The 13,008-nt window shown below is 64.0% G+C and carries 14 protein-coding genes; 11 read left to right on the top strand and 3 right to left on the bottom strand.

Features of this window, described 5'->3' with window-relative positions; genetic code table 11:
- Nucleotides 1–169: 169 nt before the first annotated feature.
- Genes BUA41_RS13690 through BUA41_RS13680 form a run of 3 tightly spaced genes read left to right on the top strand, consistent with a single transcriptional unit; the run spans nucleotide 170 to nucleotide 2,135 of the window.
- The gene (locus tag BUA41_RS13690; protein ID WP_084671588.1) at nucleotides 170–1,498 is read left to right on the top strand and encodes a glycerophosphodiester phosphodiesterase family protein; all 1,329 of its coding nucleotides are present in this window, start codon (nucleotides 170–172) and stop codon (nucleotides 1,496–1,498) included.
- Nucleotides 1,480–1,740, top strand: a complete 261-nt coding sequence (locus BUA41_RS13685) for a type II toxin-antitoxin system HicA family toxin (protein WP_245791925.1) — start codon at nucleotides 1,480–1,482, stop codon at nucleotides 1,738–1,740. Before BUA41_RS13690 ends, BUA41_RS13685 begins: the two co-directional genes overlap by 19 nt.
- Nucleotides 1,741–1,742: 2 nt before the next feature.
- Nucleotides 1,743–2,135, top strand: coding sequence for a type II toxin-antitoxin system HicB family antitoxin (locus tag BUA41_RS13680; protein WP_072823804.1), 393 nt, complete (start codon nucleotides 1,743–1,745; stop codon nucleotides 2,133–2,135).
- Between the two features lie 214 nt (nucleotides 2,136–2,349).
- Here the strand turns inward: BUA41_RS13680 and BUA41_RS13675 are convergent, their stop codons facing one another.
- On the bottom strand, nucleotides 2,350–3,369 hold the full coding sequence (locus tag BUA41_RS13675) for a GlxA family transcriptional regulator (protein ID WP_072823802.1): 1,020 nt from the start codon (nucleotides 3,367–3,369) through the stop codon (nucleotides 2,350–2,352).
- Between the two features lie 158 nt (nucleotides 3,370–3,527).
- On the opposite strand from BUA41_RS13675, the gene BUA41_RS13670 reads away from it, so the two are divergent.
- The gene (locus BUA41_RS13670; protein ID WP_072823800.1) at nucleotides 3,528–3,959 is read left to right on the top strand and encodes a GFA family protein; all 432 of its coding nucleotides are present in this window, start codon (nucleotides 3,528–3,530) and stop codon (nucleotides 3,957–3,959) included.
- A gap of 66 nt (nucleotides 3,960–4,025) precedes the next feature.
- Here the strand turns inward: BUA41_RS13670 and BUA41_RS13665 are convergent, their stop codons facing one another.
- A complete protein-coding gene (locus BUA41_RS13665) occupies nucleotides 4,026–4,724 on the bottom strand; it encodes a winged helix-turn-helix transcriptional regulator (protein ID WP_072823798.1) in 699 nt (232 codons plus the stop codon).
- A gap of 314 nt (nucleotides 4,725–5,038) precedes the next feature.
- Here BUA41_RS13665 and BUA41_RS13660 point away from each other — a divergent pair, with 314 nt between their 5' ends.
- The gene (locus BUA41_RS13660) at nucleotides 5,039–5,653 is read left to right on the top strand and encodes a DUF1326 domain-containing protein (RefSeq protein WP_072823796.1); all 615 of its coding nucleotides are present in this window, start codon (nucleotides 5,039–5,041) and stop codon (nucleotides 5,651–5,653) included.
- Nucleotides 5,654–5,682: 29 nt separating this feature from the next.
- Entirely contained in the window at nucleotides 5,683–6,474 is a 792-nt protein-coding gene (locus BUA41_RS13655; protein ID WP_072823794.1) for a DUF2182 domain-containing protein, read from the top strand.
- A gap of 191 nt (nucleotides 6,475–6,665) precedes the next feature.
- On the opposite strand, the gene BUA41_RS13650 is transcribed toward BUA41_RS13655, so the two are convergent.
- The gene (locus tag BUA41_RS13650; protein ID WP_072823792.1) at nucleotides 6,666–8,078 is read right to left on the bottom strand and encodes an FAD-binding oxidoreductase; all 1,413 of its coding nucleotides are present in this window, start codon (nucleotides 8,076–8,078) and stop codon (nucleotides 6,666–6,668) included.
- Between the two features lie 149 nt (nucleotides 8,079–8,227).
- Between BUA41_RS13650 and BUA41_RS13645 the strand changes: the two genes are divergently transcribed.
- The 5 genes from BUA41_RS13645 (at nucleotide 8,228) to BUA41_RS13625 (ending at nucleotide 12,998) form a co-directional block, all read left to right on the top strand.
- Nucleotides 8,228–10,279, top strand: a complete 2,052-nt coding sequence (locus BUA41_RS13645) for a BTAD domain-containing putative transcriptional regulator (protein ID WP_072823790.1) — start codon at nucleotides 8,228–8,230, stop codon at nucleotides 10,277–10,279.
- 114 nt (nucleotides 10,280–10,393) lie between these two features.
- Nucleotides 10,394–11,047, top strand: coding sequence for a dienelactone hydrolase family protein (locus BUA41_RS13640; protein WP_072823787.1), 654 nt, complete (start codon nucleotides 10,394–10,396; stop codon nucleotides 11,045–11,047).
- A 12-nt stretch (nucleotides 11,048–11,059) separates the two neighbouring features.
- Nucleotides 11,060–11,758 carry an SDR family NAD(P)-dependent oxidoreductase gene (locus BUA41_RS13635; RefSeq protein ID WP_072823785.1) on the top strand — a complete coding sequence of 233 codons (699 nt, stop codon included), beginning with the start codon at nucleotides 11,060–11,062 and terminating at the stop codon, nucleotides 11,756–11,758.
- Between the two features lie 53 nt (nucleotides 11,759–11,811).
- Nucleotides 11,812–12,423: a hypothetical protein gene (locus tag BUA41_RS13630; protein ID WP_072823783.1), complete on the top strand. Its 612-nt coding sequence runs from the start codon at nucleotides 11,812–11,814 to the stop codon at nucleotides 12,421–12,423.
- Nucleotides 12,420–12,998, top strand: a complete 579-nt coding sequence (locus BUA41_RS13625; RefSeq protein WP_072823781.1) for an endonuclease dU — start codon at nucleotides 12,420–12,422, stop codon at nucleotides 12,996–12,998. The genes BUA41_RS13630 and BUA41_RS13625 overlap by 4 nt, the downstream gene beginning before the upstream one ends.
- Nucleotides 12,999–13,008: the final 10 nt, after the last annotated feature.

The raw sequence follows: 13,008 nt of genomic DNA, 5'->3' as shown, positions 1-13,008 counted from the left end.
CGTAGTACAGCGCCGGGGCTTGGCGATAGGTGAGGACATCGTGATGTCACAAGTCGCCGACTATCCTTTCTTCTCAGGTGTTGCCACCGTCGATCGCCACCAAGCTCAGGCGCCACGGTATTGGTAATGAATAGGAAACGACAATAAATGACACCAGGAGAATACCGTCATGCAATCTCAGACTATCGTGGCTAGCGCCTCGTTGGCCCTGATTCCCCTGCTGGCCCTGCCCGCGGCACCGATATTCGCCGAGGCCAAGGCGCGTGCGGATGCCTGCCTTGCCGAAGCGGAAATGCCCATCGTCATCGGCCACCGAGGAGCCAGTGGGTTTCGCCCCGAACACACCCTCGAGGCCTACGAGCTCGCCGTCGAGCAGGGGGCCGACTTCATCGAGCCGGACCTGGTGGCAACCAAGGACGGCGTGCTCATCGTGCGCCACGAGAACGAACTGAGCGGCACCACGGACGTGGACGAACGCCCGGAGTTCGCCGATCGCGAGACGACCAAGGTCATCGACGGCGTGTCGGTCAACGGCTGGTTCAGCGAGGACTTCACCCTCGAGGAGATCAAGACGCTGCGCGCCGAGGAGCGCATTCCCGACACCCGCCCGGAGAACACGACATTCGATGGCCAGTTCGAGATCCCGACCCTCGAGGAGGTCATCGCCCTGGTACGCGACCTGGAAAAGCGGACCCAGCGAAAGGTCGGCATCTACCCGGAAACCAAGCACCCGACCTATTTCGCCAAGGAGGGCGAGTTCCTCGACGGCGGGGCCATCGAGATGTCCCTCGGCAAGAGGCTGATCGAGACCCTGGTGGCGCAGGAGTTCACCGACCCCGAACGGGTGTTCATCCAGTCCTTCGAGTTCGAGAACCTGATCGAACTGCAGAACGACATCATGCCGAGCTTCGATGTCGATCTCCCCCTGGTGCAGCTCTATGGCGACATCGAGAATGCCTACACTCCCCCGGAGAGCAGCTTCTCGGCACCCTACGACATGGTCTACAACGCCGGAAACGGCGATGTCGAGGCGATCTACGGTCGACTCGACGGCCTTGTCGGCGGCGACGGCTCGGGCATCACCGCCGAGACCGACTACGGCGATCTGGTGTCGGCAGCGGTGCTCGATCATATCGCCGAGGAATACGCCGAGGGTATCGGGCCCTGGAAGAACAGCTTCCTGCTGCGCGAGACGCTCGACGAACCGGTCGATGCCGACGGCGACGGCGAGGCCGAGATCACCACGCGGCTGACCGGCGAGGTGGCCGGTTTCCTGGCCCGGGCCATCGATGCCGGCCTGTTGGTGCATCCCTACACCCTGCGCGCCGAGGAAGCGTTCCTGACCCTGCATCCCAACGGCATCCCCCAGACCCTCACCGGCGAGGTGGTGCAACTGCTCGGCCTTGGCGTGAACGGCTTCTTCACCGACCAGCCGGTCACCGGCGTCGAGGGGAGGACGCTATTCCTCGAGGCCAACGGGTGCGGCGAGGGGCGGTAGGGACATACCGCCTGCACTTGCATGACGAGCATGTTTGCGCAAAACTACACAACAGGAAAAGCGCAGACGTCATCCGGCGATTGAAGGCCGAAGGCTGGCAACACGTCGGCGGCAAGGGCGATCACATGAAATTCAAGCATCCTGGATCTCCAGGGCATGTGGTCGTTCCCGATCCTCGCAAGGACATCGCCATCGGCACGCTGCGCAACATCTATCGCCAAGCCGGCTGGGTCTGGAGGTAAAAATGCTCTATCCCGCTTACGTTCACAAGGATGCCGACAGCGCCTACGGTGTCACCTTTCCCGATTTCCCGGGGTGCTTTTCAGCGGCGGACGAGCTGGCCGATCTACCGCGCATGGCCCAAGAGGCGGTCGAGGTGTATTACGACGGCGAGGAGATGGCCATCCCCGCGCCGTCGGCCCCGGAAGAGTGGCAGGACGACGAGCGCTTCCAGGGGGGATACTGGATGCTGCTCGACATCGACCTGTCAAGAATCCGCACTCGCGCGGTGCGTGTGAATGTCAGCCTGCCCGAGTGTCTGGTGGCCCGGATCGACGAAGCCGCCCAAGCGCGCCATCTCAGCCGTTCGGCCTTTCTTGCCCTGGCCGCGCAACACGAAATGGCCCAGTCTCGATAACCAGGTTATCCCTTGGGGGCTGGGCAAGCTCTCGCTCCTATCGAGCCATTGCCGCAGGCGTGGGTTGTCTTCTTGTCATATCCCGCTCCTCATTTTCAGCCTAGAAAGGATGGCTTAGCACTATCAGTACAACCAGCAGTGCAACCAGGGTAAGTACCTATACAAAAGAAATCGTTTGTTCTGTGTTGTAGCCGGTGGGTAGCCCCGCACCGGTTCACCGATGCGGGGCACGCCCGGCGATAGCCACGTTCTCGGGCGGGCGGATCTCGAAGCGCTTCCGGTATCGCTGCGGCGGTGACCCCACATAGCGCTTGAACACCCGCCGGAAAAAAGCCAGGTCGTCATAGCCGACGGCACGGCTCACCTGCTGAATCGTCTGCTGCTCGTTTTCCAGCAGATGGCGGGCGGCATTGATTCGCAGGCGATGCAGGTAGCCTGTAGGCGTTTCTCCGGTAGCCACCTTGAAACGCCGGGCAAAGTTCCGCGGGCTCATGCCCACGCGCCCGGCCAGAGCATCTATCCGGACCGGTTCGTTGAAATTGTGAAACAGCCATTCCTGCACTCGCCGGATCTGGCTGTCCTCATGCGACACCTCGGGTGGTTCCGCCGCGTACCCGGCCTGCCAGACACGCGGCGTCTCCAGCAACAGCGCCTTGGCCGTCTCCATGGCAATCCTGTGGCCGCAGAGTTTCTCGACCAGATAGAGACTGATATCAACGGAGGCATATACGCCGCCGCTACACAGCACATTGTCGCTTTCCGTCAAAAACCGCTCCGGCTGCCAGTGGACTCGCGGATACCGACGTCGGCACGTATCAACCACGCCCCAGTGAGTCGTCGCTGGGCGATCATCCAGGATGCCGGCCTCGGCGAGCAGCGCTACACCCGCACAGACACCGGCAATGGTGACGCCATGCTCGTGCCACTTCCGCAGCCACGGGTAAAGCGCCGTGTTGGCCGGACAGGCGGATTCCAGATCCGCGCCCACCGCGGAGACGATGATAAGATCGGTCGACTCCACGTCTGCAATGGCAAAGCTCGGCTCCAGGTTCAGGCTCACGGCCGTGGACACCCGCTGGCCATCCTGGGACGCCGTGCGCACCCGGAAATGCGGCTCCACCGGCTCACCTCGCATGGTGTTCCAAAGCACGCCGGCCATGCTGAACACCTCCACCGGAGCAACGGCGGTCGACGGCATCCCACCCTCCACCAGAACCACGGTGACATCAATCATCCTTCAACTCCGATGTCAGGATCACCTCTGTATTGTGTCGCTCCAGCCACTACGCGAAAAGACGTGACTGAGGAATACTCGACCCATGCACAAAGCGGCGGGCCGAAGGGCAAGCCGCTCGACGGACACAATCCACGCATACGATGGGGAGACGGATCATGAGCAACACCACCTATACAGGAAGCTGCTTCTGTGGCGCCGTGCAACTGGCGGTCAACGGCGAGCCGGAGGCCATGGGCTACTGTCATTGCGATTCCTGCAGGCACTGGTCCGCGGGACCGATAAACGCCTTTACCCTATGGAAGCCGGAAGCCGTTCGCATCATCAGGGGCGAGGACAACATCGGCTCCTACCACAAGACACCGCAAAGCCACCGCAAATGGTGCAGGACCTGTGGCGGGCACATCCTCACCGAACACCCGGAGCTCGGCCTGACGGATGTCTACGCGGCGATCCTGCCCGAACTCCGGTTCACACCCGGCGTTCACGTGCACTACCAGGAGGCCGTGCTGCGGATCCACGATGGACTGCAGAAATTCAGGGACCTCCCCGACGACATTGGCGGATCCGGTGTCAGCATGGCGGAGTAACGTGCCGAGAGGTTTTTTAGGGTTCTTCGTCGTTGGGCGTGGAATTCACCCCCTGAGATGAGGTTCTCAAGTGGCCAGCTTTCTCACCTTGGCAAACGGGCTGAGCCCCAGCCAGGCCTGCATGGCATCGGCCAGATCGCGACGGCCGATGATGGTGAGTTTCCCATTCTCGACCGCCCGCGTGACGGTCTTCAGCCCCATCCATATCTCGGTCATCGTGCGCAGATCGACCGAGACGTAGAGGTCCACATCGAAGCCCGGATCGATGTGACAGAGATCGACGCTGCGATCGGGCTCGACGAGCAGCCACCATTTGCGCTGGGACGCCGGCAGCTCAGGATAGATGAACTCGATCACCGTCCGGTCCGCCGGCACCGGCTCGGTGTCGAGATTGCGCCGCATGTCCCACATCAAGAGTTCGGGATCGAGGTTTTCTAGCGACGGCTCGGTCTCGACCCATTTCTGGCCCCAGATGCCGATGGCCTCGATGACCGGCTGAAGATCCCGGCCGGCCTGTGTCAGTCGATACACGCTGATGTCCGACCCCGGCGACAGTTGCTCGCGCACGATGATCCCGGCGGTCTCGAGCTCGCAAAGGCGTTTCGACAAGAGCGCCGGCGACATGCGCGGCACGCCGCGCCGAAGCTCGTTGAAGCGCGTGGAGCCGGCGACCAGCTCCCGCAAGAGGACGATCGTCCAGCGTGTGCAAAGCGTTTCTGCCGCCATGGCGACGGGGCAGAACTGCTGATAGCTCGCGTTCGTCATCTTGGCCTCTCTTCGTGTCCTGCTCTTCTTCCAAGTCTGGCAGACCCAGCGCCCCAACGAGGAGTTCAGAAACTATATCGGGCAGGGTTCAGACCGTGAACTGGCGGTAAAGGCATCCTCGGTGCCATTCTTTCTCGTGCATCGGGTCCCATTCGATCGCAACGTAAACCTCTACGAGCGACCGCCACCGGGAGCGAGAGGCTGATCGATGCGCTCGTCGAGGGGCATGTACGTCACGGATCAGCAAGGTGCTTCCTGTCTTGCCTGGTCAGGCTCGGCGGAGATCGATAAGCACCTTCGAGGAGGAATTAGGCATGGCGAATTGGCATATCGAGGGGCAGTACATGGAGACCTGCAACTGCGACTTCATCTGCCCCTGCATCGGTTCGAACCTGACCGCCAGACCCACCGAGGGCGATTGCAAGGCGGCGATCGCGATGCGTATCGACGATGGCGACAAGGACGGCACGGCCCTGAATGGCCTGTCGTTCGTCGTCTTGATGCACTCACCCGGGCCCATGGCGGAGGGCAACATCAAGGTCGGCCTCATCATCGACGACAAGGCGGACGAGGCCCAGACCCAGGCCATCGGCGAGATCGCCTCGGGCGCCGCGGGCGGGCCCATGGCCGCGCTGGCACCGCTGGTCGGTGAAATGGCCGGGGTCGAGAAACGATCGATCACCTTCGAAACTGACGGGCTGAATCGCACCGTCAAGGCAGGGGATCTGGTCGACCAGGCCCTGGTGGGGGTGCCCAGCGTCTCGAAGGAAGGCGAACCGATCTACCTGGAAAACACGGCTCACCCGGTATCGCCGAAACTGGCCCTGGCGAACGCGAGCCATAGTCGCTTCCACGCCTTCGGCATCGACTGGGAAGACGCCAGCGGGCTGAGAAACGGCCACTTTGCGCCCTTTTCCTGGGCGGGATAAGCGTCGATAGCGCTTGGGAGTCGTTACCGATGACCTTGGCAAATATCCGCAACGGCTGGTCACGCGAGCGCTACGTTGCGCTCGCCGGCCTGCTCGCCCTGGCGGCGCTTGCGTGGCTTTATCTTGGCGTCGAGGCTTATCGCATGGATGCGATGATGGGCGAGATGGCGGGGCCGGGCTCCGTCGAGGCGGCTGACAGCGCCTGGAATGTCGGCCCGCTCTTGCTCACCTTCGTCATGTGGGCGGTGATGATGGTCGCCATGATGCTGCCCAGTGCGGCACCGGCCATCCTGCTCTACGGCTCGATGGCGAAAAAGAGCCGAGAGAACGCCCCCGGCTTGCCGTCCGTGTGGGTCTTCGCGCTGGGATATCTCGCTGTCTGGACCGCCTTCAGCCTGGCGGCGACAGTCCTGCAGGCCGCCTTCGAAACCTGGCGCTTGCTGACACCCGCCATGACCTCGGCGAGCACCCTGCTGAGCGGTAGCCTGTTCATCGCCGCCGGCCTCTACCAGTGGCTTCCGGTCAAGAACGCCTGCCTGGAAAAATGTCGCGCACCGCTGCAGTTCTTCCTGTTCCGTTGGCGGCCGGGGGCGCAAGGCGCCTTCCGGATGGGCGCCGAGCATGGGCTTTACTGTGTCGGCTGCTGCTGGGCCTTGATGCTGCTGTTGTTCACCGCCGGCGTCATGAACCTGCTCTGGGTCGCGCTGATCGCCGCTTTCGTCCTCATCGAGAAGCTGGCGCCTGGAGGAGAGCTCATCGGCCGGGTGGCCGGCGTGACGCTGGGGCTTGTCGGCATCGCCCTGATCTTGGATGGCATCTAAGGAATCACTGCATAAATGCCTACACGAACGAATTACTGCGTTGCGCGGTGCTGGTGCGCCAGCCCGGTCGAAACTCGCCTAACCCCATGTTATGTCTCGTTTTCTGCGCTCCGTGCGCCTTGCAGCGTAGCGACGCCCGCTTATTTCGCTCGGCGATTTATTCAGCAATTCCCTAATGGCTTGCAACAACATCAAGGCAGCGGTTCGATATTCTGATTGAGCCGGAACAGGTTGGTCGGATCGAAGCGGGCCTTGATCCTGGCCAGCCGGTCGTAGTTCTGCCGATAGTTGTCTCGCACCCGGGGTTGATCGTCCCCGGACATGAAGTTCACGTAGCCGCCCGCCTCCGAGTGGGGCCGCAGGGCCTGGTAGTAGTCGCGGCCCCAGGCGAGATTGCGCTCGCTGTCGGCAGGGTCCGGCCAGCTCGGCCCGAGCGCCGTGGCGAAATTGGCGTCCCGGTAGGCAAATGCCGTGGCCTCGGGGGCGACACGCCGGCAGGCGCCGTCGATGGGAAACAGCAGCGTCGCGGTCTGCAGGCAGGGTATCCGGCTGCCATGGTCGAGATGCACCGCGATCGCCTCGTCGGTCAGCTGCCGGGTGAAACAGCCCTTCCAATAGTGGTGGAGCCCGGCGGGCAGCAGTTCGTCGAACAGGGTGTTGATCGCCGGGTACGGCATGCGCTGGACAAGCTGCCCCAGCACGGGACCGAGGCCTTCGAGACGCTCGCGTATCGTCTCGTCCTCGCTCGCCGGCCCGCTCCAGCAGGTCAGTACCACGGCCACCGGCTGGCCGTGCCACCGCTCGGGCAGAAAGGGCAGCGGTGGCCCCAGGGTGATACCAAGGATCGCGCCCAAGGCCTCCGGCGCCTCGGCGATCAACTCTTGATAGCGGCGCAGCACGTCGCCCTCGAGGGGGTAGAAGGTCGGCCCGCCGAAGATGTCGGACACCTCGTGCAGCCGGTACTCGAAGCTGGTCACCACCCCGAAATTGCCACCGCCCCCGCGCAGCGCCCAGAACAGTTCCGGATGCCGTTCTTCGCTGCAGGTCAGCAAGCGGCCCTCGGCGGTGACCACATCCGCCGACAGCAGGTTGTCGCAGGCTAGCCCGCAACGGCGGGCAAGATAGCCCAGACCACCGCCCAGGGTCAGGCCGGCGATGCCGGTGGTGGAGACGATACCGCCGGTGGTCGCCAGGTCGAAGGCGGCGGTGGCGTGATTGAGATCCGCCCAGGTACAGCCTCCTTCGGCGTGAACCCGCCGCGCCTCGGGCTCGACGCGAATGCCGCGCATCCGGCCGAGGTCGAGCACCAGCCCGTCGTCGCAGGTGCCGAAACCGGGAACGCTGTGACCGCCACCGCGAACGGCAAGCGGCAGTTCATGCTGCCTGGCGAAGGCGACGCTGGTCATCACGTCCGCCACATCGGCGGCGCGGACGATCAGCGCCGGGCATCGATCGTGCATCGCGTTGTAGACCCGCCGTGCCTCGTCGTAGCGCGCATCATGGGGTTGGATCAGTTCGCCGCGCAGGCCCTCTGCGAAGGCCTGTATCGTCTCCGATGGCAGGGGGGCAGTCTGATCGGCTTGTCGATTGCTTGGCGTTGTCATGACACACCTCTGCTTGATGGCTTGTGGTTGTTTGGGTGACATTCACAACCTATATCAGGTGGGCGTCCTCGGGCCGTGACATGGGCGTGACATTTCATTTGGTCATGCAGGGCAGCGACATCTAGGCTGATCTTCAGGGGGTAGCCGTCATGTCAGCTCTGCAAGTCTCATTGCTCGGAGAGTTCGCCTGTCATGCCGCCGAGGGACGGCGACTCGGGTTTCCCACCCGCAAGGTCGAGGCGTTGCTTGCCTACCTGGCGATGGGTGCTGGCCGGTGGCATTTGCGTAGCAAGCTGGCGGGGCTGCTGTGGGAGGATATGCCCGAATCCCAGGCGCGTGCGAACCTGCGCAAGGCGCTCTCACGGCTCCAGCAGGCGTTGCCCCTGGAGGCACGAGAGTGCCTGATGATCAACTCCCGGGAGATCGGCCTGGAAGCCGGCGCAGCCGTGGTGGACGTGGAAGCGTTCGAACGCTGGCTGGCCGATGGCACGCCGGAGACGCTGGAGCAGGCACTTGCCTTGTATCGAGGACCGTTCCTGGAAGGCATGAACGATGCCGGAGAGGCCTTCGAGGATTGGTTGATGGCCCATCGCCTGCATCTGGACGAGGCGCTGCAGCAACTGATGCATCGACTGCTCGCGCATTACGTGGTTACCGGCGCCATCGATCCGGGTATCCAGCTCGCGCTACGCCTGCTGGCAATCGATCCATTGGACGAGGGCGTACAGCGTACCTTGATCCGTTTCTATCTCTACCAGGACCGCATCGGTACAGCCCTGGAACAGTATCGACGCTGTCGTCAACGGCTTGCCGACGAACTCGGCGTTGCCCCGGCACCGGAAACCGAGCGGTTGAAGGCCGAATTGCTGGCCCTGCTGCCCAGCGAGGCCGAAACGACGAACGATCTGGTCCGGGAGAGGGATGACCTGCCTGAACGCTCCACCGTCATCGAAGCCGCTGCCGCGACGCGTGCTCGACACCGTGCCACGGATGCCGCTTATCCTGCCCTGGCGGTGCTGGCGTTTCGCCCTGACGAAACGGCTGGCCTGCATTGCCACCTCGGCGTCGGCCTGGCGGAGGATATCGCCACCGAGCTGGGCCGCTTTCGCGAACTTGTCGTGATCGCTCCCGCCAGTGCCCTGGCATATCGGGATGCGCCAGCCACACCGGCGCAAATCGGCATCGAACTCGGGGTGGACTATCTTCTCGAGGGACAGTTCCGACGCCGGGGGGACGCACTCCGGCTCACCGCTCGTCTGCTGCAGGCCGCCAGCGCCCGCCAGGTATGGGCCGAACGCTACGACTGCGGCTTCGACGAGATAGTCGCCGTGCAGGACGATATCGCCTCACAGATCGTCGGCAACCTGATCGGACGGATCGAGGACGACCGGCTGGAGGCGATGCGGCGCAAGCCACCCCAGGACTGGCATGCCTATGATCTCTGGCTGCGTGGGTGGAGCGCCCTGCGGCGCCCCGATCTAGCCGCCATACACGAGGCGCGGCGCTACTTCCAGCAGGCGCTGGCCAGGGACCCCCGGTTCGCTCGGGCCTATGTCGGCCTTGCCCTTGCCCATCTCAATGAATGGGCGTGCTTTTCCTGGAATCACTGGGCCTTTCTCCGCCAGGAAACACTGGAATTCGCTCGCCAGGCCGTCGCCCTGGATGAGCACGATCACCGCGCCCACTGCATGCTGGGTCTGGCCGAGCTGTACAGTCGACGCTATGACAGCGCCAACCGAGAGCTTTCGCTGGCGCTGACACTCAACCCCAACGATGCTGACGTGCTCGCCCATGCCTCCTTTGCCCTGGCCTTGATCGGCGAGCCCGCACGGGGGGTGGAGGCGGCTCGCAAGGCGCTGCGCCTGGCCCCCTATCGCCCCGAGTGGCATGCCGGCATGACCGGCATCGCCTTCTTCAGTGCCCGTCACTACCAGGAAGCCATCGATATCATGGCTTCCGCTCCCCAGGCCTTCTGCAACACACCGGCCGTTATCGCCGCGGCTCATGCCCATCTCGGCCAGCCGGAACGGGCGGTCAGCCACCGAGACACCGTCTATCGCCACTATCGCTACCAATTGGCCCGAGGCGCCTTCCCGAAGCACATGAGTTGCCTCGACTGGCTGCTCGCCCTGGATCCTTACCGGCACGATGCCGATAGGACCCACTACCTTGATGGGTTGCGCCGCGCGGGTTTCGCGTAGCGGGATGAGAGGCTGCATCTGTCATGACGCGATCGCCTCGACCGCCGGCAGGGGCGCTGACTACACTCAAGGATGATCATTACGCTGCGACCGTCGACCCGCCAGGAGATGCTCATGACCTCCAGCGCTATCGCTCTGCAAGCCGCCGGGGCCGAACTCGAGGGTGAACTGATCCTACCGTACACGCCCTTGGGCATCGTGGTCTTTGCTCATGGCAGCGGCAGTAGCCGATTCAGCACGCGCAATCAGCAAGTGGCCCACAACCTGAGCGAGCAGGGCTTCGCCACGCTGCTGTTCGACCTGCTGACTGCCGAGGAGAACCGGATCGACGAGCGCACCCGTGAATTGCGCTTCGACATCGAGTTGATCGGTCGACGCATGACAGGCGCGGTGGATTGGGTTGCCCAGGCTCCCGAGACGCGTGACCTGGCCATCGGGCTGTTCGGTGCCAGCACCGGAGCGGCGGCGGCCTTGATCGCGGCCGCCGAGCGTCCCGACGCGGTTCGGGCGGTGGTCTCGCGAGGTGGGCGGCCGGACCTGGCAGGGGAGGCCTTGCCTGGGGTCAAGGCACCGACGCTATTGCTGGTGGGGGGCCAGGACACCCAGGTGATCGAGCTCAACCGGCAGGCCGAGGCGCGCCTGCATGCGCCCTGCGAGTTGCGCATCGTGCCCGGCGCCTCTCACCTGTTCGAGGAGCCGGGCACGCTGGAGGCAGTGCAGTCCCACGCCGGCCACTGGTTTCGCGAGCATTTCCGGTATGCCGAATAAAGGAGAGAGATCATGAACAAGGTCTGCGCCGTCGTCGGTATCGGCCCGGGCAACGGCCTGGCGCTGGTGCGTCGTTTCACCCGGGAAGGCTATCAGGTGGCGATGCTGTCGAGAGATGTCGATCGCCTGGAGGTGCTGGAAGGCGAATACCCCGGCGCCTACGCCTATCGCTACGATGCCACCGATGGTGAGCGCGCGGGCGAAGTCTTTGCGCGGATTCGCGAGCGGCTTGGGCCGATTTCGGTATTGCTCTACAACGCCGGCGCCGGGGTGTTCAAGAGCGCCGAAGAAGCGTCGCTCCAGGAGTTCGAGGATACCTGGCGGGTCAACTGCTATGGCCTGGCGGCGACGACCCAGGCCGTGCTCGACCAGCTGCGCGAGCATGATCAGGCGAGTCTGGTCGTCATCGGCGCCTCGGCCGCGCTGCGCGGTCGCGCCGGCACGGCGCCCTTCGCCTCGGCCAAGGCGGCACAGCGCAGCCTGGCGCAATCGCTGGCGCGCCAGCTGGGCCCTGAAAACATCCATGTCGCCTATGTGGTGATCGACGGCGTCGTCGACCTGCCGCGTACCCGCAGGGCGATGCCCGACAAGTCTGACGATTTCTTTCTCGACGCCGACGCCATCGCCGACAGCGTCTGGTTCCTCACACGCCAGCAACGCTCCGCCTGGACCTTCGAGCTCGATTTGCGCCCCTTCGGTGAAAGCTGGTAGTAGCTGGGGGTTATGCCGATAGCCGAACCTCGCGAACTCATGCAGGAGTACTCGTGCCATCGCGCCTGCCGCTCTGGATCAAGCTGGTTTTCACGCTCTGGGTCGCCGTCTGGGCGACCAGCTATTTCGTCAAGCTGGGGTGGCAGAACTTCCTCTGGCTGTGTGACCTGGCCAGCTTCCTGATCCTCGTCGCCCTGTGGTGCGAGAATCGTCTGCTGATGTCCGCCCAGCTGCTCGCGGTATTCGTGGTCGGGGTGTTCTGGGCGCTGGATGTCGGCAGTGCCTTGTTGATCGGCGTGCACCCGATCGGCGGTACCGAGTACATGTTCAATGCCGAGATGCCGCTCTATTTTCGTCTGCTCTCGCTGTTTCACCTGTTCCTGCCGCTGGTGGCCGCCTATGGCGTGTGGAAGCTGGGTTACGACCGTCGTGGCCTGTGGCTGCAGACGGCGCTGACCTGGATCGTGCTGCCGCTTTCCCTGGCCTTCACCGAACCGGAGCGCAACATCAACTGGGTACAGGGGCCTTTCGGTCGCCCCCAGGAGACCCTCGACCCGCTGATGTACCTGCTGGGGCTGATGCTGATCTGGCCGATCGCCTTGTACTTGCCCACCCATGGCCTGATGATGCTGAAGCGATTCTTGCCCGGCCGCCGCCCTCGATGACCGATTCCTGCACCACGCCGTTCTCGCATATCGTCGGTTTCGACGACTGTCCCTTTTCCCGCGACCATCGCGGCGACGTCAGCATCGTCGGCGCGATCTATTCCGGTCCGCGCCTGGAGGGCGTCGTCTCCGGCAAGGTGCGCCGCGATGGCGACGACAGTACACGAGAACTGACCCGCCTGGTGAAGGAGTCCAAGTTTGCCGGGCATCTTCAGCTCGTGCTGCTGCAGGGCATCGCCCTGGCAGGGTTCAACGTCGTCGATGTCGAACGACTGCACGAGGCGCTGGGCATCCCGGTGCTGGTGGTCGCCCGTCATGCCCCTCGGCGCGAGGCCATGCGCCGCGCGTTGCTCGAGCATATTCCCGACGGTGCGCGCAAATGGGCGCTGGTCGAGCGGCTCGGGCCGATGGAGCCGCTGGCCGGCGTGTACGTCCAGCGCCGGGGGCTCGATCGCGACGAGGCCGGCGCGGTGATACGTGCCACGGCGATCAACGGCGCGATTCCCGAGCCGTTGCGCACGGCCCACCTGATCGCCGGCGGCGTGGGTGCCGGAGAGAGTTCGGGGCGGACCTGAGGAGTCACTC

Source organism: Modicisalibacter ilicicola DSM 19980 (assembly GCF_900128925.1).
Taxonomy (GTDB): Bacteria; Pseudomonadota; Gammaproteobacteria; order Pseudomonadales; family Halomonadaceae; genus Modicisalibacter; species Modicisalibacter ilicicola.
Note: the sequence above shows the minus strand (reverse complement) of the source record. Positions and strands in the feature narration are given on the sequence as shown.